The 19,432-nt window shown below is 54.2% G+C and carries 14 protein-coding genes and 1 pseudogene; 3 read left to right on the top strand and 12 right to left on the bottom strand.

Annotation, left to right across the window (positions count from 1 at the left end; genetic code table 11):
* Nucleotides 1-144 precede the first annotated feature (144 nt).
* Nucleotides 145-1,050 (top strand): LysR family transcriptional regulator, encoded by a 906-nt coding sequence (locus GXP58_08820; GenBank protein ID NOY53708.1) that lies wholly within the window; start codon nt 145-147, stop codon nt 1,048-1,050.
* A 237-nt stretch (nt 1,051-1,287) separates the two neighbouring features.
* Here GXP58_08820 and GXP58_08815 read toward each other — a convergent pair whose 3' ends face one another.
* From GXP58_08815 to pckA, 5 genes are all read right to left on the bottom strand, one after another.
* Nucleotides 1,288-3,114 (bottom strand): hypothetical protein, encoded by a 1,827-nt coding sequence (locus GXP58_08815; GenBank protein NOY53707.1) that lies wholly within the window; start codon nt 3,112-3,114, stop codon nt 1,288-1,290.
* A gap of 3 nt (nt 3,115-3,117) precedes the next feature.
* On the bottom strand, nt 3,118-4,062 hold the full coding sequence (locus GXP58_08810; protein NOY53706.1) for an AAA family ATPase: 945 nt from the start codon (nt 4,060-4,062) through the stop codon (nt 3,118-3,120).
* Nucleotides 4,063-4,139: 77 nt separating this feature from the next.
* Nucleotides 4,140-5,528, bottom strand: a complete 1,389-nt coding sequence (gene sthA, locus GXP58_08805) for a Si-specific NAD(P)(+) transhydrogenase (protein ID NOY53705.1) — start codon at nt 5,526-5,528, stop codon at nt 4,140-4,142.
* A 55-nt stretch (nt 5,529-5,583) separates the two neighbouring features.
* Entirely contained in the window at nt 5,584-6,756 is a 1,173-nt protein-coding gene (locus GXP58_08800; protein ID NOY53704.1) for a DUF1343 domain-containing protein, read from the bottom strand.
* A 122-nt stretch (nt 6,757-6,878) separates the two neighbouring features.
* Entirely contained in the window at nt 6,879-8,492 is a 1,614-nt protein-coding gene (pckA, locus tag GXP58_08795) for a phosphoenolpyruvate carboxykinase (ATP) (protein NOY53703.1), read from the bottom strand.
* Between the two features lie 424 nt (nt 8,493-8,916).
* Between pckA and GXP58_08790 the strand changes: the two genes are divergently transcribed.
* Nucleotides 8,917-10,005: a hypothetical protein gene (locus GXP58_08790; GenBank protein ID NOY53702.1), complete on the top strand. Its 1,089-nt coding sequence runs from the start codon at nt 8,917-8,919 to the stop codon at nt 10,003-10,005.
* Between the two features lie 63 nt (nt 10,006-10,068).
* On the opposite strand, the gene GXP58_08785 is transcribed toward GXP58_08790, so the two are convergent.
* Nucleotides 10,069-10,623, bottom strand: coding sequence for a hypothetical protein (locus tag GXP58_08785; protein NOY53701.1), 555 nt, complete (start codon nt 10,621-10,623; stop codon nt 10,069-10,071).
* Between the two features lie 143 nt (nt 10,624-10,766).
* Here GXP58_08785 and bioA point away from each other — a divergent pair.
* Nucleotides 10,767-12,151 (top strand): annotated as a pseudogene (bioA, locus tag GXP58_08780) (adenosylmethionine--8-amino-7-oxononanoate transaminase).
* 4 nt (nt 12,152-12,155) lie between these two features.
* Here bioA and GXP58_08775 read toward each other — a convergent pair.
* The 6 genes from GXP58_08775 to hrcA all read right to left on the bottom strand — a co-directional run bounded on the left by GXP58_08775 (nt 12,156) and on the right by hrcA (nt 19,054).
* Nucleotides 12,156-13,334: a hypothetical protein gene (locus tag GXP58_08775; protein NOY53700.1), complete on the bottom strand. Its 1,179-nt coding sequence runs from the start codon at nt 13,332-13,334 to the stop codon at nt 12,156-12,158.
* Nucleotides 13,331-14,170 carry a 16S rRNA (uracil(1498)-N(3))-methyltransferase gene (locus tag GXP58_08770; protein NOY53699.1) on the bottom strand — a complete coding sequence of 280 codons (840 nt, stop codon included), beginning with the start codon at nt 14,168-14,170 and terminating at the stop codon, nt 13,331-13,333. Before GXP58_08770 ends, GXP58_08775 begins: the two co-directional genes overlap by 4 nt.
* Before the next feature lie 51 nt (nt 14,171-14,221).
* A complete protein-coding gene (dnaJ, locus tag GXP58_08765) occupies nt 14,222-15,340 on the bottom strand; it encodes a molecular chaperone DnaJ (GenBank protein NOY53698.1) in 1,119 nt (372 codons plus the stop codon).
* Between the two features lie 60 nt (nt 15,341-15,400).
* A complete protein-coding gene (dnaK, locus tag GXP58_08760) occupies nt 15,401-17,263 on the bottom strand; it encodes a molecular chaperone DnaK (GenBank protein NOY53697.1) in 1,863 nt (620 codons plus the stop codon).
* A gap of 54 nt (nt 17,264-17,317) precedes the next feature.
* Nucleotides 17,318-17,938: a nucleotide exchange factor GrpE gene (gene grpE / locus GXP58_08755; GenBank protein ID NOY53696.1), complete on the bottom strand. Its 621-nt coding sequence runs from the start codon at nt 17,936-17,938 to the stop codon at nt 17,318-17,320.
* Nucleotides 17,939-18,022: 84 nt separating this feature from the next.
* Nucleotides 18,023-19,054 (bottom strand): heat-inducible transcription repressor HrcA, encoded by a 1,032-nt coding sequence (gene hrcA, locus GXP58_08750; GenBank protein ID NOY53695.1) that lies wholly within the window; start codon nt 19,052-19,054, stop codon nt 18,023-18,025.
* Nucleotides 19,055-19,432: the final 378 nt, after the last annotated feature.

Here is a 19,432-nt window from a genome sequence, read left to right as displayed (position 1 = left end):
GCATATTAGGAAGATGAAGGGAAATTCATAAAACTGATCCCGTCCATGCGAAAAGATCATAAGCAAACAGATTCGGATTGACTTCGGAAGTCCTGATCTTTAGTATGTTGACAGGCTTTTTTCAATTTGATCGGAAAGAATACGATGGACGATCATCGTCTGAAGGTCTTCTGCAGCGTGGCAAAGACGTTGAATTTTTCCAGAGCCGCTGAAGAAAACTTTATCACCCAATCGGCCGTGAGCCGGATCATCAAGAATCTCGAAGAGGAATTAGGGGTCCAGCTCGTCAACCGGCAGCGGGGGGCTGTTTCTCTTACCTTGATCGGACGGGAGTTTGAAAAACGCGCCCTGGAGATCCTCGATATCCATGCTGCCGCCCGTAAAGAGGTTGACGAACTGGCCAACTCGGTCAAGGGAACCTTGTCGGTGGGGACCAGCACGACCCTGGCCCGTTACGTCTTCCCCGACATCCTCTTCACCTTTCGGAGGAAATATCCCCGGATCCATGTCAATCACCGGGTCACAAATACCCGGGGGATCCTGAAGGCGCTGATCGAAGGAGAGATCGAAGTCGGGATGGTGGAAGACCAGGTCTTCTATCCCGGCGTACTCACGGAAAAACTCTGCGAAGATGAACTGGTCCTTATTGTGGGAAAAGACCACCCCTGGACAACGAGAAAGAGTATCGCCCGGGAAGACCTGATGAAGGAGCCCTTCATCCGGCGGGAGAAAGGATCGGGAACCCGCCACATGATGGAGCGCAGACTTCGGGAAATGAAGATCAAACCGACGGATCTCAACATCGTGATGACCTCGGCAAGCACGGACCTCATCATCAGCGCCGTGGAAAAGGGGATCGGCACCGCCTGCGTCTCGAAATGGGCGATCCGGGAGAAGATCAGGCAGGGCACGTTAAAAACCGTGGAAATCTGTGATGAACCCCTCTCCCGGAACTTCCTCTTTATCCGGCTTGACCAGGAGCTCCACACCCACGTGGCCCAGACCTTCCTGAACTTTCTGCAGGAATCCCCGCCACCGCCGATGCCGTGAGAGCTTTCTGATCATAAGGGGCACCACAACCTCCTCTTTCCGGAAGGAGAACTGAGGGGGATTTGCCCTTCCTCTCTTCATGGCCTTCATGTCTTCATGGTAAATTGCTTTCCCGGTTTTGCCTTTCCCCGTGTCCCCCGTGTTCCCCGTGGTTGATTGCTTTTGCCTTTGATTTTGGTTCTTCTCCGCGCCCTTGGCGTCTGTGCCTTTGTCCCTCCGCCCTTAATCCTGTATCGCTCAAAAATCCCTTATAAACTGCGACGCAAAGCTCCGGACATGCTTCCCGTTCAAGACATGAAACCGCCGCAGCCGCTGGAGGGTCTGGAGGGAAAAACGGCTCAGCGGGATGTGAAGAATCTTTTTTCGGTACTGCCGGGCGATCCGGCGCATCCGAACCGAAGGCGGTCCGGGGGAGACGAGTGTGATCAGTTTCTGCGAGGAGTGAAAAAGTGCGCCAGCGACCAGACGCTCTTCCAGCGTCCGGGCAAAGTCGAAGCGGGAATCCTCCCAGACGTTGGGGATCGGCCGGGGAGGGAAGAGGAGGAAACAACCGCCATAGGTTGACTGACCGATTCCGGGACCGATGAGGTTGCCCAGGTAAGGGGTGGCATAGAAACAGAGGGTCGACTCCTCATGATGCTCGGCGTACCAGGTCTGCCGCCAGGCGTAACGATCGGAATCGGCCTCCTTCTCAAAAAGCAGGACCACCACCTCGATGTGCCCCCGGGAGGGGGGGATCTCCTTGACATAGATCTCCTGCGCATACCAGTGGCGCAAGGTCTCCCGGATATCGATCCCGTCCTTGACGGAGGTGACGAACTTCTCCGTCCGGGCCAGATCTTCTCCGATGAGAGCCTTCGACTGTTCCCGGACATGGAGATTGAAGCTTTCGATCCGGTTGTCCTCAGGGGTCCAGGAACACTGTCCGAAGGGATTCCAGCGTTGTTTCCAGATCGTCCGCTTTCGTACCTCCGGCTGTGGTTTCAGAGGAAGCGTCCGCCAGGTTTTCGGTTCCCCGGCCAGTCTGTTTTTCAGGGTCACCACTTCGCCATCGGCCATCTCCCCCTCCTCCATCCCGAAACGGATGACGTCGTATCCTTCCTCGTCCTGAGACTGATAGGGGTAATCCCGGGACGTCTCCACAAGAGAGACGGCGAAGCTGTCCCCCCCGATCTGTTTCGCCGCCACGGCAAGGGTATAAAGATCGGGCGTAAAACGGCGCTCCATGAGGGTCAGGTTCCGGACATATTTCATGTAGAGGTTCAAGACCTGAGGATTGAGATGGTGCTCCTGCAGATCGTATCGGCTCTCCCATCGCCGCCGCGTCTCTAAGAGCAGTTCCTTGACGCCGTCGATGGAGAGGTTGGCATCGGAGGTGAGGGTTTTCCGGCTCTTTTCGTAGAGGTAGGTGATATAGGGGAGTTCGCCCAACATGAAAAAGAGGGTGCGCGCGGAGACCCGATGAAGCCGGGCATCGGGGAGAACCGGCTCATCCGGAGAGAAGGGCCTTCCCTCCCGCCAGGCTTCCCGGATCCAGGGCCAGTCGAGAACGGAGCAGAGGAAAAGAACATGATGATAGTGCTCCTCTAAAAGATGGAGCCGATAGGCCATGGCGGCAATCCGCTGCGTCCGCCGGCTCTCCGGTGCCGGTCGTTCAATCGCCGGGAGAAGGGCTGCAAGGAATCGACCGGGGGGAACCCTTTTCAATGCGTAGGGGTCGGGAAAAGCGCCCTCATAAACTTCGTAGAGGTCGAGTTCCCGGTCGATAAACTCACAGGGAATACGCTCCTGCATGGCAATCCGGATCCCCATGATCATCCCCTGACAGGGGTCAATGGGAACATAGTTCATGGAACCCTGCGCGCCCGGTTCCCTTTGTACAACGACCGAGATCTCCGGCAAGTGATCAATCCCCCGGAGGACCCCCTCTGCGAAGGAAGGAGGAAGGGCCACGGCCAGACAGTCGTAATCGCCGTCAAGAATCATCTCACGAACCGTAAGAGCGTAGTCCCCACTCTCATGAATGACGGGCAGGAGGGTCAGGGAGGGGCTGAGACGAAACATTTTCTAATCCCTGTCCGGATTCAGGGGATCCCCTTCACCGAAGAAGAAGTCCCCCAGGCCGAAGGCGGAGGGTTCATCTCCAAAGGCGGCTTTTTTCCGTTCCGCCAGTTTTTCCATATTCAGGGCGTCCTCACCCAGAACCTTTTCGACGGACTCCCGCCAGAAACGATCCCGAGAAAGGGGGTGATCGGGATCCTGGCTCAGCCGTTTAATGGCATAACGCACGATCTGGATCCCGTCGCGAGGGGAAAAATCGAGATTCAGGTCGTGAGAGCGATGAAGAAAATCAACAGTCATGGCGAGGATCTCCTGATCGGCAAACGGAAGATGATACCGGAGAATCGCCATCTCTTCCTCCTTCTCCGGGAACCCGAGGGCCAGGGTCGGATGGAGCCGAGAGAGGATATAGTCGGGGATTTCAAATGTCGACTCGTCCTCGTTCATCGTGACACAGCATCGAAAGGCCGGATCGGCGGAGAGGGTAATCCCCGCCACGATCGATTCCACCGTTCGACGATAATCAAGGAGAGAGGCGAGCGAGGCCCAGCTCTTCTCGTTCATCCGGTTGCCTTCGTCGAGAACACAGATCCCACCCGTCAGCATGGCACTGACCAGGGGGGAGGCATGGTAGGTGATCCTCCCCGCTTCAGAAAGGACCGGCGTTACGAGAAGATCCTCGGGCCGGGTATCGCTGGTACACTGGTAAACGAATAACGGCTGCTCCCGCAGGGCGGCAGCCGCCATGGCGAGGGTGGTTTTGCCGATCCCCGGGAAACCGGTGATCCGGGGGGAGAGGGGAAGATCCTTTTCGTCAACCACCAGCCAGCAGGCCAGAAGCTGCTGCAAAATCTCTTTCTGGCCGATCCAGCGGACAGACTCTTCCACGGGACGGCTCAGATGGAGGGTTACACCTTGCCGCTCTACGGTTTCTCCTTTTTTATCCGGCATGTTCTTTCCTTTCATGTGCCGCCTCAAATTCACATGGGCTTTTCGGTTGAAACGGCCTGAACGGGTTAAGCCATTCTTTACAGCCGGTTGATCCCGTTCAATGCCGCCACCTTGTAGGCGTCGGAGAGGGTTGGATAATTAAAAACCGTATTAACGAAATAATCAATGGTCCCCTCGTTGCTCATCACGGCCTGACCGATATGGATGATCTCCGTGGCCCGTTCCCCAATGATATGGATACCTAAAAGTTTCCGCGTCTCCCGATGGAAAAGGAGTTTGAGCATCCCGTAACTGTCGCCGATGATCTGCCCCCGGGCGACCTCACTGAAAAAGGCCTGACCGATTTCATAGGGAATACCCTGTTCCGTCAGGCCGGCTTCGGTCTCGCCGAACATGGAGATCTCGGGAATCGTGTAGATCCCGTAGGGAAGTTGGTTCGCCACTCCGGTGACCGGACACTCCTGCATCAGGGCGGCGCACATGGCCTGCCGTCCCTGCTCCATGGAAGTGGAGGCCAGGCTGGGTCCGCCGATCACGTCGCCTGCGGCAAAGATCCCGGAAATATTCGTCCGGTAATCCGAATCGACCTCGATCCGTCCCCGCTTGCCGAGTTTCACTCCCACCTCCTCCAGTCCGAGCCCCTTGGTGTTGGCGTTCCGGCCCAGGGTAAAGAGGAGCTTTTCCGAGACGACCTGTTTCCCGCCGGCCAGTTGCGCCACGACCCGTCCGGGGTGTTCAACATCAATCCGGTCCACCCCCTCGCCAAGACGCATGGCGATACCGGCATGACGCATCCAGTAGACAAGAGAGTTCACGATCTCCTCATCGGCAAAACCGAGAAGGCGATCCTTCTTCTCCACGATCGTTACCCTCGTTCCGAGACAGGCAAAGACCGAGGCATACTCACAACCGATGACACCGCCGCCGATGATGGTCAGGGAATCGGGGATGGTATCGATTTTGAGGATGCCGTCACTGTCATAAACGGAATGACCATCGAAGGGGACTTCCGGGGGACGGTTCGGACGGGAGCCGACGGTAACAAGGATCACCTCCCCCCGGAAGCGTTCCGTTTCCCCCTGACGATTTTTCACCCGGAGTATATGAGGCTCCTCAAAGACGGCTGTTCCGTAGATAATCTCCACGTTGTTCCGGGCAAACTGGTCGATGATGACCTCCATCTGACGCTGAACAACCGTCTCCTTCCGGTGCATCAGCTCCTGGAACTGGACGTTTTTTCCCAAGATACACTGGAAACCATAGACGGACCGCTGTTTCAGACCGGACAAATAAAGGGCCGTCTCCCGCAGGGTCTTGCTCGGGATCGTCCCGGTCTGCAGACCCGCTCCTCCGATAAAGGCCTCTTTTTCGAAGACGGCAACACGCTTTCCCAGCTTCGCCGCCTGGATAGCACCCTTTTGGCCCGCCGGTCCCGAACCGATCACCAGGACATCGTATGCTTTCATGGCACCTCCGGTCTGAAGATTAAGTTCACAGTATAAGGAGAGAGAAGGGTGGTTGTCAATCCGGATAGAGGAGATACTTCCGCCGATCTTTTCGGAAGGCTGAGAGGTCCTCTTCCCATCCCCTTTCCATCCGCACGGGATCGATCCTCCCTTCCAGGGCTTCACGGACGGCAGGGTCGCCTGTCAGGATATCAATGGGAAGCTTCTTCGTCTCATATTCATAAGGGGGCTTCCGCCATTCAAATTTCCCCGGGCAGGAGGATAAAACCGACTGGAGAACGGCCAGGGTCGAGCGATAAGGCCGGAAGGCCTTCCGGTCGGTCACATGGAGTTGGAACCCATGACAGAGGGTTCCCTCCCACTTCTGGAAGGTGGGAAGAAAATGGTGCTCCCGGAAAATGACGCCGGGAAGATCGTATGCCGCCAGACGTTCCGCCGCCCTTTTCGTATCGAGGTAGGGCGCCCCGAAAAGTTCAAAAGGACGGGTCGTCCCCCGCCCTTCGGAGAGGTTGGTCCCCTCCAGAAGAACCTGACCGGGATAGACCAGGGCCGTCTCCGGTGTGGGAAGGTTGGGCGACGGCAAAACCCAGGGAAGACCGGTCTCTGCAAAATACATCCCCCGCCGCCATCCCCGCATGGAAATCACCTCCAGATCGCAACCGATCCCGAAGGCGTTATTGAACATCCCGGCCAGTTCACCGATCGTCATGCCGTGGCGCATGGGAATGGGGAATCGTCCGACGAAGGAGGAATGATCTTCCCGAAGAAGATTCCCTTCCACGGCAATTCCGCCGATCGGATTGGGCCGGTCAAGGACCACGATCCGGATCCCGGCCTCCCGTGCCGCATCCATACAGTTGGCCAGTGTGTAGATGAAGGTATAGACCCGGGTCCCCACATCCTGGAGATCCACCACCAACGTATCGATTTCGCTGAACATCTCCGGCGTCGGTTTCCGGACTTCGGAATAGAGGCTGTAAACCGGGATCCCCAGGTCCGGATCGATCCCGTGTGCGGATTCGACCATGTTGTCCTGTTGTTCGCCGAAGATGCCGTGTTGGGGGGAAAAGAGGACCGTCAGCCGGTTTGAAAAGATTTTCGAACAGATCTCCCGGGCATGGACGAGTCGGGAGTCCACCGAGGCCGGGTGGGCCAGGAGACCGATACGGTCTTCTTTCAGGAAGGAGGGAAGTCCACTCCGGATCTCGTCAAGGCCGGTTCTCACCATGGACGGAATCGATTCCGTAAGAGGCGGCACAGTACCGCCGGGTGATTTCCCAGCGATGCCGCATAACTCGTTGCAGATAACGCTCAGCTACCGGGGCAATCCTTCAGGCACAGGGAAGGCCGCTAACCCGCTTTCGGTCCGGAACGGAGAACGTCCTCCGAGACATCCTCTGCATATTTTTCAAAGTTCTTCCGAAAAAGGCCGGCCAGTTCGGCGGCTTTTTTGTCATAGGCGGAAGGGTCTTCCCAGGTATTTCTTGCATGAAGAATTTCCTGCGGGACGTCCGGACAGGCGAGAGGAACATGGAGCCCGAAATGAAGATCTTTCTCCGTTTCCGCTTCCCTGAGCCGTCCGTTAATGATCGCCCGGACAATGGCACGGGTGTGGCCGATATTCATCCGTTTTCCCACCCCGTAGGGTCCTCCGGTCCAGCCGGTATTCACCAGCCAGCAATCAACGTTGTACTTCCGGACCTTTTCTCCCAGCATGATTGCATAGACACTGGGGGGAAGCGCCATGAAGGGAGCACCGAAACAGGTACTGAAGGTTGCCTGCGGTTCGTTCCCCATCCCCTTCTCGGTACCGCCGACCTTGGCGGTATAACCGGACAGAAAATGATACATAGCCTGTTCCGGTGTCAGGCGTGCCACGGGCGGCATGACCCCGAAGGCATCACAGGTCAGCATGAGAATATTTTTCGGATGATCTCCAACACCGGAAAGGACGGAATCCTTAATGGCCGAGATATGATAAGCCGCCCGGGTATTCTCGGTAAAGGTCGCGTCATCAAGGTCGACCCGCCGCGTCTCCGAATCGACGGCAACGTTCTCCAGGATCGTTCCGAACCGCCGGGTACAGCGGTAGATCTGCGGTTCCGCCTCCTCGGAGAGCCGGATCACCTTGGCGTAGCAGCCCCCCTCGAAATTAAAGACCCCCCGGTCGCTCCAGCCATGCTCGTCATCACCGATCAGGCGCCGTTCCGGATCGGCGGAAAGTGTGGTTTTGCCCGTTCCGGACAATCCGAAAAAGATGGCCACATCTTCATCCTTTCCCACGTTGGCCGAGCAGTGCATCGGAAGGACCTTCTCTTCTCTCGGAAGAAAATAATTCAGGATCGTAAAGACCGACTTCTTGATCTCCCCGGCGTAGCTGGTTCCGCCGATGAGAATCAGCTTCTTTCCGAAATTGACAATGATGAAGGCCTCGGAGTTTGTGCCGTCCAGTTCCGGGTTGGCATGGAAATGAGGAACATTCAGAATGGTACACTCCGGCACATGATTTTCGAGGTCTTCTTTCTCGTTGATCTGGATGAACATATTCCGGGCAAAGAGATTGTGCCAGGCCGTCTCCGTAATGATCCGGATCGGAACCTTGTACTTCGGGTCCGCGCCGGCGAAACAATCCTGCACATAGAGGTCCTTCCCCTGCATATAGGCCAGAAGACGATGAAACAGTGCATCCACCTTATCCTCTTCAATCGGGCGGTTCACCTTCCCCCACCAGACGTGATTCTCACTGGAGGGTTCCCGGACGATGAATTTTTCATCCGCCGCACGTCCGGTAAAATGGCCCGTTTTGACGGCAATCGGCCCGCGATGAAGAATCACTCCTTCCCGTCGGCGCACCACCTCCTCATAGAGGGCGCCCGTTGTCAGGTTCCAGTAGACATTCCCGACATTCTTGATCCCGTGGTGGTCGAGACCAACCTTTTTATTGATTGTCTGTTGAATCTGCATAGCAACTCCTTCCAGTGTATGGTTCCTGGTTTCCGGTTGTTTCGGAGTCTCCCGGAAAGATACAAGCCCGCGATTTGTACCGAACGGCAAGGATGAATCAGGTCGCTGCATTCCTGCATAAATTAGTGTAAGATTTGTTTTATACCATATTCAGATTCTTCCTGTCTATATGAAAAGTCAGAACCCCACTTTTGATGGTGTCGTAAAAAGTCGTTTTCCGGATTCCGTTCATGGTTCGGAAAAAAGAAACCGGATCGTACGAAGGATTTTTCAAAGAATTCTTATTCGGCTTTCCGTAATTTGATCCAAGAGCAATCACCTCATAATGCCACAAATACAACTCCAAAATGTCAACATTTGACAAATCGCATTTATTGGATATAATCAACCCCATATTTATTCTATGCTAATTTAGGAGGGATGAATGATGAAGCAAAGATTTTTTTCGTCATGTCTTATCTTACTGATCGTTTTCGCTTTTTTACCTTTTATTCAGGGTGGTTGTGGAGGAGGTGGTGGAGGGGGAGGAAGTAGTGGCACCACATTTACAGAGAATACCTCACCGCAGGCAAATGCAACGTTAACTCAGAATAACTCGGCCGAACCGGCAGAGGTCCTGTCTGCACTTCCCTTGATCGGAGAGGTAGTCAACGCGGGGGACTCGACTTCATCCAGTACAGCCGGGTCACTTTCTACGGATCGTCGGCAGGATCTGTTGGGGAATCTCCAAACCCTGATCCATCGAGTTGCAAATAAAATGGAACAAGGCAGCGTATCGGCACTGAGTTCATATTCCGAGGAAAACAGCCCTTGTGCTTCAGGAGGAAAAGAAAGTATTTCCATGCAATGGATTGGACCTCCCATGGGCTCGGTGACGGAATGCAGTCAGATGAGCGATGTTACGATGGAGATCACATCCAACAATTGCACGGAGATGGGTGTAACCATTGACGGGACAATGAGTGTCTCCTTCCCCGGTAGATCCTGCGATCTTCTGGCAGGGACGCCCTCCTCCATGAGCATCACCATGAATGGGACCATTGACGACCCAGCGGAAACACTGACGGCAGAGTTCGATCATTTCACCATCGACATTTCAAATCTCGTTGTGAATGCCGGTTCTTCTGAAGTTGACATTCCCCAGATGGACGCGCTCCTGAACGGAAGCATATCCGGCACAATTGACGGTGAGAATGCAAGCATTGCCTTTAACAATTTCTCGCTGCACATTGACAAAAAATATGATGCGCATTACGGATATTATTGTTCCACAACCCTGGATGGACTGGTACGCACCACCTGCATGGATGGATGGGTAAAAATCACGACCATCAAGCCGATCGCAATGCCGGAGACCTTCAGCACTTGCCCTTTTGGAGGGGAGTTTTCCGTACAAGGCAGCAATACAACAGTCACAATCACCGCTTTGAACCCCGGGGTGAACATCACTTTCAAGGACGAAACCAAGCACTACGCTACTTGTGATGATGTACCGGATACCTGTCTGCAATAGCGCCCATTCCACAAAAAAAAGCCCCGCCTTGAAGGCGGGGCTTTTTAATTTTTCCGATTTTTCCTACCACTCATCCAGCCGTTGGAGACCAGCCCGGTAAGGACCCAGAACCTGTGCATCCTTGAAGTGAACCTTTTTCATGTAGTCGAGGACAAAGGCGTAATCTTCAAAACTCATGGAAAGATCTTTAAAGATGTCCGACTCCTCCCGGTCCGCAATCCGGTCGAAATCGGAAACGGAGGCGTAGGAGAGTTTCCCCTGACTGGTAAAATACGTCATGGCGGAACGGTGGGTCACAAAATCCCGGAAGATTCCCGTCATGAAAAGGGTGTAGTCTCCGATATGCTGCTTGATCTCTCTTTCCCGGAAGGGACTGAACCGCTCCGTCGACAAGTCCCGGGTGTCCTGTATTTCCATCATGAAGTCGATCAGATATTCCAGTTTCTTGCCCGCAACATTCCGGATCTTGTAGAGCTCGTCGGTCCCGGCGAAACGGGCGAGGAGACTCGAAAGATAGTCGACGGCAATCCGGTTTTTAATCAGCAGTTCATTAAAACAGCGGAGGGTTAGTTTCCGAAAGAACCTCTTCATCCCGGGTACCGGATTCGTCTTTGCCATCACCTTTGCTCCGGAAGTTGATCACTTCACTATTGCTCTTCTGCTTGTTTCATTTTATCATAGAGATCTTGTATCATCAATATGATCATCATCGACGGATGCCCTTTCCCTCACCGGCATCTTTCCGCACCGGGAGAAACTGAATGAATCCGCAACAAGACACCTTCGCACAATTAAAAGACAAGGACCGGAAATTTCTCTGGCATCCGTTTACCCAGATGCAGGAATATGCCGAGGAGGAACCGGTCATTATCGACCGCGCAGAGGGGGCCGTCCTGATCGATATCGAAGGGCACCGATATATCGACGGGGTTTCCTCCCTCTGGGTCAATGTGCATGGACACCGTAAAAAAGAGATTGATGAAGCCGTCAAGGCACAGATCGACCGGGTCTCTCACTCCACCTTGCTCGGTCTGTCCAATGTCCCCGCCATCGAGCTGGCGGAACGACTGGTGGCCATCACGCCAAGCTCCCTGAAGAAGGTTTTTTATTCAGACAGCGGTTCCACCGCCGTGGAGATCGCCCTGAAGATGGCCTTCCAGTATTTCCGGCATACGGAAGGGAAGGAAAACCGAAAAACACGATTCATGGCGCTCACCAACTCCTATCATGGAGACACCCTCGGTTCGGTCAGTGTCGGAGGGATCTCGCTCTTTCATGAGATTTTTCGTCCTCTCCTTTTTTCCTGCTCCTTCGCTCCCTCTCCGTACTGCTACCGCTGCCCACTAGAACGGGAGTTTCCTTCCTGTCGACTGGCCTGCGCCGACCAACTTGAAGAACAGGTCTCACGGGAGCAGGAGAAAATCGCAGCGTTGATCATCGAACCGCTGGTGCAGGGCGCCGCAGGGATGATCACGGCACCGACGGGTTATCTGAAACGTGTCCGGGAAATCTGTGATCGTTTCAACATCCTGATGATCACCGACGAAGTGGCCACCGGCTTCGGAAGGACCGGGACCCTCTTCGCCTGTGAACAGGAGGAGGTCGAACCGGACCTTCTCTGCATGGCCAAGGGGATTACCGGCGGGGTACTTCCTCTCGCTGCCACCCTGGCTCCCAAGAGATCTACGATGCCTTTCTCGGCCGCTACGAAGAATTCAAGACCTTTTTTCACGGACACACCTATACCGGAAACCCGCTGGCCTGTGCCGCCGCCTTGGCGAATCTTGACATTTTCAATACGGAAAAAATCCTGGAAAAACTTCAGGGAAAGATCCGTTTACTGGCGGAAGAACTGGAAAAGTTAACGACCTGTCTTCACGTGGGTGAGATTCGAAGAAAAGGGTTCATGGTTGGAATCGAACTGGTGCGGGACCGGGCCACGAAGGCACCCTATCCTCCCGGAGAGAGGATCGGACACCGGGTGATCCTGGCCGCCCGAAAGAGGGGATTGATGATCCGTCCGCTGGGAGATGTGATCGTCCTCATGCCGCCGCTCTGCATCACCCCGGACGAGATCATGGAAACCGTGGCCGTCACCAAATCGGCCATCCGGGAGGTGACCGAATCATCGACTGAGCGGCCCTGATCGGTTACGATTTCCGCATTCCCTGGAGATAGGCCAGATCCTTGCTCTGACTGGTCTTGGTCCCGATACGGAGGATACGGTATTTTCCGTTCCGGGCGGCAAGATAATAGATCCGTCCGGAAGAACCAAACCCGAGTTCATAGGCGTCACACTTCTCTATCCCGGCAATTTTTCTGCGAACTTTCAGACTCGGATCCTTGTCATTGAGCCGTTTCAAAATCTCCTCGGCCTGTAACTGCCGGTCTTTGCTTCCAAGCCGCACCAGGTCTTCCAACGCTTTCCGATCAAACTCCAGATTTCTATAGAGTTTCGAAAACCGGCTGGAAAGCGCCTCTTCCTCTTTAACGCCTTTGGACTTTTTCCCTGCCTTCTTAATTACCTGATTCTTCAGTTCCCCAATGATCTCTTTCTGCTCTTCCGTCTGCTCAAGTGTATCCAGAAGTTCATCCTCCAGGGAATGTTTTTCTCCTTCGAGACGTTCGACCTCTTTCAGCCATTCCTCTTCCTGCGACTGGATCTCCTGTAAGCGATTCCGGGCGACATGCAGTTCCGACTCGATCTGCGATGCCGTTCGTTTCTCCGCTTCCAGGCTCTCGGTAATTTCCCGAAGCCGCTTTTCTTCCCGGGCGGAGGTACGCCGATAATAAAGAGAGAGAAGGAACAATGTCAAGGCAATGTAAAGGAGCAGCGTTCCGCTCCCGATCCAGGAAGTCACGGGGATCTTCGCGGAGACCGTTACCGTCATCCCCCGGAAATAATCAGAGAAAGCCTGGAGAAAATCTTCCACCTCGGACGGCTCCCTGCGCCGGGCAAAACCTTTGGCATCAAACAGGGCACCGGCCGTACCAACACCCTTTTCCTTCTGCACATGTAACGTAAACAGGAGATACTCATAATAAGGATAAATTACGTTATCATTTTCATCCACGATCCGTACCCGAACCTCCAGCCCGGCACGGATTGCATAGCTCTTCTTCAGCGTCTCGGAAACGTTGCGGTTCACTTCCTCGTAAAGACTGGTTTTCCCTTCCATAAGAGTAAGTTCATGACGGATCATGTTCTTCCGGATCTCCCGGGTCAGGGCCTGCTGAAGGAAGTGCTCAAGATAAGGCAAGGTCAGGAGATAGAGAATCGACGGAGCAAAAACACTGATGTAGAGGACCTTGAAAGAAAAATATTTCATAATGACAATTTTCCCCGGGACGGCTCTCTCCGCTGCCACTCGTATCGGGCCAGGGCGACGGCCAGGATACCTGCCGTTTCGACCCGGAGGATTGTATGACCGAGCGTAAGGGATGCAAAACCATTTTGCTGAAGGAGTTCCTTTTCCTCATTCGTCATCCCCCCTTCCGGGCCCACAACAATGGCGATCCTTCGGGGCAACGGCATACGGGTGAACCGGTCATAGAAGGTCCTCCCCTCTTCCGGATCCGCAAAGAACTTCAGGGAAACATCTTTCAGAGAAGACAAAACCTCCGAAAAGGGCCGCGGGGCATGCAATACCGGAACTTCCGCACGACCAGATTGACCGGCGGCCGCTCCGGCGATCTTTGCCCATCGGCGCATCCAGTGATCCAACTTTTTCGAAGTGATTTCCCGGACCGAACGCTTCATGGACACCGGCTTGATCTCCGCAACGCCGACCTCGGTTGATTTCTGCACCAGCCAGTCCATTCGATTCCCCTTGGGCAACGACGTGAGAAGCTGTATTCGGGGGGACGGCGGATCAGGAAGAGGGGATTGCTCCTTGATTCGGCAGCGGACTTCCTCTTTTGTGAACCCCTCGATGACGACACGGTAGACTGCGACAACACCATCCGAAACGTGAAGGAGATCTCCCGGACGCTTACGCAGAACATGACGAAGATAGTGAGCGACCTCCTGCTGCAACACCAACCCTGATGCCGTCACATCATCCGGTTTTACAAAAAAATATCGCACAGACGGATGTCCGATCTCACACCTCGCACCGGCTCTCCGCACCCCACCCCCGGAGAGGGATGACCGCTCTGGAATCATGAACAGTAACCCGGAAGACAAGGGAACGGGAGAAGAGTCCAGCAGAAGAGATTACCCGAAAAGAGACTTCACCTTTTCCAAAAAACTCCGGCTGATGGGGTGTACATCCTCTCCGCTGATTCGTGCAAATTCTTCCAGAAGCTCACGCTGTTTCGTGTTCAGATGTGTCGGTGTCTCTACCTGAATGGTAATGCGCTGATCTCCCACGCCTCGGCCATGCAGATACGGGAATCCCTTCCCCTTCATCACATGCACCGTCCCGCTCTGCGTGCCGGGGGCAATCTCAATCCGCTCCTTCCCGGAGAGCATGGGAACTTCAATCTCGGCCCCCAGTGCCGCCTGGACAAAACTGATCGGAACCTCACAGAGGAGATCGTATTCTTCCCGGGTGAAGAAGGGATGATCCCGCACACGGATCACGACATAGAGGTCCCCCCGGGGGCCGTTGTGGATGCCCGCCTCTCCCTCCCCACTTAGTCGTAGGCGGGTCCCGGTCTCAACTCCCGCGGGAATTTTGACGGTCGTTTCCCGTGTCGCACGAACCTGCCCTGTGCCACGGCATTTCCGGCAGGGACGCGTAATGATCACGCCCTCTCCGCCGCATTGACTGCAGGTTCGGCTGATACTGAAGAACCCCTGCTGATAACGAACCTGCCCACTGCCGTGACAGGTGGAGCAAGGATCAGGAGGGCGCCCTCCCTCACTCCGCGTCCCCCGGCACTCCCCGCAGACTTCCATCCGGGGAATTTCAATACGCGTTTCCAGACCGGTCATGGCCTGTTCAAAATCAATTTCCAGAGTATACCGGAGGTCTGCGCCCCGCTGCGGACGCCGTGTACGGGAGGCCGAAGCCCCCGCCCCTCCGAAAAAATCACTAAAGATGTCTCCAAAAACATCTCCAAAACCGCCAAACCCCTCCGTGCGGAACCCTCCGAAGCCTTCCGCATTCATGGTGTGACCAAACTGGTCGTAGGTCGCCCGTTTTTGCGGATCGGAAAGAACCTCATAGGCCTCGCTCAGTTCTTTGAAACGTTCCTCCGCCTCCCGGTTGTCCGGATTCTTGTCGGGATGATACTTTAATGCAAGGCGCCGATAGGCCTTCTTGATTTCCGCATCGGTCGCATTCGAATTCACGTCCAGAACTTCATAATAATCTTTTTTTGCAGCCATAGACATTCACTTCTCTTTTACCCGCTACATCAGATCGTATACGGATTTTGATAGATAATATTAAGAGGTCACGGTTTCATCCGAGGGATGGTCCTGCAGGTCCGGTCCTTCGGACACGGAAGGATTCCGATAAATCTGTTCGACAAACTTATAAGAGCTTTTACTTAACCCGTCCGTCGCCTTACGAATCAGCACGGCATCATCCCCCTGCACAACTTCTTTTGCCTTCGCCAGAGACTCTTCAATCGACGAACGATCATCCGGATCGATTTTGTCATAGTATTCCCTCAAAGAACGCTCCGTATTGTAAATCAGAGATTCACAGGCATGCCGTGTATCCGCTAACTCTTTGCGGCGGGCATCTTCCTGCTGGTGGGCTTCGGCATCCCGGATCAATTTCCGGATTTCTTCTTCCGACAGTCCGCTGGAGGCCGTCAGTTTGATCGATTGTTCCTTGCCGGTCCCCTTGTCCTTCGCCGAAACATGGACAATCCCGTTTGCATCAATATCAAAGGTGACTTCAATCTGCGGAACCCCGCGCGGCGCCGGAGGAATCCCCACCAGTTCAAATCGGCCGAGGGATTTATTGTCCTCGGCCATGTCCCGTTCTCCCTGCAACACATGGACACTGACGGCAGGCTGATTGTCGGAAGCCGTTGAAAAGACCTGACTTTTTTTCGTGGGAATCGTCGTATTCCGGCCGATCAGTTTCGTAAACACACCACCAACGGTTTCGATTCCCAGGGAGAGCGGAGTCACATCCAGCAGGAGCATGTCTTCCACATCGCCCTTTAAGACACCGCCCTGGATCGCCGCACCGGCGGCGACAACCTCATCGGGATTCACCCCTTTCAACGGCTTCTTCCCAAAAATTCTTTCGACCGTTACCTGCACCAAAGGCATCCGGATCTGTCCCCCCACCAGAATGACCTCATCAATCTCCTCAGGCTCAACCCCCGCATCTTCCATGGCCTGCTTGCAGGGTGCAACGGTGCGCTCCACAAAATCCCGAACCAGGTCTTCCAATTTCGCCCGGGTGAGCTTGATATTCAGATGTTTCGGACCGGTTGCGTCGGCCGTAATAAAAGGAAGATTGATTTCCGTCTCTGTGGTTGCGGAGAGTTCGATCTTGGCCTTTTCCGCTCCCTCCTTCAGGCGTTGTAACGCCATTTTGTCACGTCGAAGGTCAATTCCCTGATCTTTCTTGAATTCCGCAGCGAGATAATCAATCACACGCAGATCAAAATCCTCTCCTCCGAGATAGGTATCCCCATTGGTCGCCTTGACCTCGATGACCCCCTCCCCGATCTCCAGGATGGAGATATCAAAAGTGCCCCCGCCAAGATCATAGACGGCAACTAATTCATCCCGTTTTTTCTCCAGGCCGTAGGCCAGGGAGGCCGCCGTCGGTTCATTAATAATCCGCAGGACATCGAGACCCGCAATCCGGCCGGCATCTTTGGTGGCCTGACGTTGACTGTCATTAAAATAGGCCGGAACGGTAATCACCGCTTCGGAGATCGGTTCACCGAAATAGTCCTCAGCCGTCTGTTTCAGCTTCTGCAAAACCATGGCGGAAATTTCGGGGGGGCTGTACTCCTTCCCCCGGATGCTGACCTGGACATCGCCATTGGGCGCCTCTTTGAGCTGAAAGGGAAGATCCTCGGCCGCCTTCTGAACCTCCATGGAAAGATGCTTCCGCCCGATAAACCGCTTGACCGAAAAGACGGTGTTTTCCGGATTGGTCACCGCCTGCCGTTTGGCCACCTGTCCGACCAGTCGTTCTCCGCTTTCCGTAAAGGCAACCATGGAAGGTGTGGTACGGTTCCCCTCCGCGCTCTCAATCACCTTCGGTTCTCTCCCCTCCAGAACAGCGACACAGGAATTCGTGGTCCCCAAATCCACACCGATGACTTTACCCATAGTGATTTTCTCCTTATAGGAGTTGCGCGCGGACATCCGCTTTTCAGCCCATCTCTATTCTTCCGCAGCGCCCACGTCCGCCTTATCGGGACTTTTCTTCGACACCTTTACCAGGGACGGCCGCAAGAGACGATCCTTCAAGACATAACCTTTCTGAAATTCGTCAATTACCGTATTCTCGGCATGTTCATCCGTCGCTTCGTGCATCATGGCTTCGTGAAGATTCGGATTAAACGTTTCCCCTAATGCATGAATCTCCGTCACGCCGTGTTTCCCGAGGGTATCCTTCATCAGCTTCAGGATCATCCCGATCCCTTCCACAAGGCTTTCCGCCTGAACGTTCTGTTCCGCCTGCTCCAGTGCCCGCTCCAGGTTGTCTATCACCCCCAAAAGATCCTTGATCAGACCTTCGTTAGCGTACTTGACCAGATCCGACTTTTCTTTCTCCACCCGTTTTTTATAATTCTCAAATTCCGCGGCAACACGGAGGAACCGGTCATAGTTTTCACGGACTTCCCGCCTTGCCTGAGTGAGTTCGGGGCTCTCTTCCGATAATTCCGGCATTTTCGTCCCTTTCGCTCCTCCTGATTCTTCCGGGGATGCGACCTTCGATTCGTCGACCACATCCTGCCCCGGAGTCCGGTTTTTCTGATCCTTTCTCTTGTGCTTCGACATCTTTTTGCATTCTCCCTTGAATCGCATCCGCTTTTTGAGGGACGCGTCCGAACGGATATTACTGTATGCTCCTTTGCGATCCTGTCAATGGATAAAGCGGCTGAGAAGTTTCGATGTATAGTCCACCACCGGAATGACCCTGGAATAATCCATTCGTTTGGGACCAATGACACCGAGTGTTCCCATCGGACGGCCATTACATTTATAAGTTGCCGTCACCACCGTACAATCCTCCAACATCCGATGACGGTTTTCCGAACCGATATAGACCAGGACACCCTCGGCATCCATACTCCGGTCAAGCAGTTTGATCAGGTTCGTTTTCTTTGTGAAGGCCTGAAAAACAATTTTCATTTTCTCAATGTTTTCTGCGAATTCAGGGTGTTCCAGAAGCCTGGGCGCTCCTTCAAGATAAAGCTGATTCTGCAATGATTCCGGTTCGCTGATCTCGGACATCAGAAAAACCTTTTTCAGGAGCGTCCGATAAACATGCATATCCTTTTCCATCTTCCGAATAATCCTGCGGCGCGCCTCCAGCAAAGTCAGGCCGCGAAGTTCCCGGTTGAGGACCTGGGTCATCTCGTCCAGTTCCTCCTGCGACAACCCTGCATCGGAACGGATCACCCGACTTTGCAGAATCCCCGATTGAGAAACCAGGACGGCAAGAATTTCACAGTCTCCCATTCGGATGAACTTCATATGGTTGTATCGGACATCTGTCATTTTCGGAGCCAGGACCAAGCCGATGGAGTGCGAGAATTCGGAAAGAATCTGTGAAGTTTCCTGCAGCAACATCCCCAGCACCTTTCCTTCTCCGGAAGGACCATAGCGATGATCAATCCTGGATGCGTCCTCCGCAGAAAGGCCCGAACAGCCCATCAGGTGGTCCACGTAGGCCCGGTATCCCACATCCGTCGGGACCCGCCCGGCCGAGGTATGGGGCTGCATCAGGTACCCCTGCTCATTGAGCAGCGCCAGGATGTTCCGGATCGTTGCCGGACTAAGGTTCAGGCCGGATTGTTGCACAACCGTTCCGGATGAAACAGGCCCGCCCGATTCAATATAGTGCCGTACCAATGTAAAAAGAACTTCCTCCGTCCTCGGATTAAGTGCCATAATCAGACTCTGCAATAATCGGATTAACTTTTATTTATTCTACACTTGGAGGACCCGGCAAGTCAATCTTTCATCGGAAAGACCGGCAAAGCCATACCTGTCTTTCGGGGAAGGATCATCCTTTGCAAACGGTCTCCATCCCGAAGTCGGGAACAGGCCATAAACTACCAATACCACCGGTTTACTGTCAAGGGAAAAGGATTCCGCCTTTCGTGAACAACGGCCATAACCTCTTGATATTGAATATTTCTTACGTATGCACGCAAAAATGATGGTCTCGTAAAATCCGTTCGACCCTTCGACCCTTCGACCAGCTCAGGACAGGCGTGCTCAGGGCGAACGGTGTAAGTCATTGATATTCCGTTCGTGTGGTTCGGC

This window comes from Deltaproteobacteria bacterium (genome assembly GCA_013151235.1).
GTDB lineage: Bacteria > CG2-30-53-67 > CG2-30-53-67 > CG2-30-53-67 > CG2-30-53-67 > JAADIO01.
The sequence above is the reverse complement of the archived record's forward strand: the minus strand, read 5'-3'. Positions and strand labels throughout refer to the sequence as shown.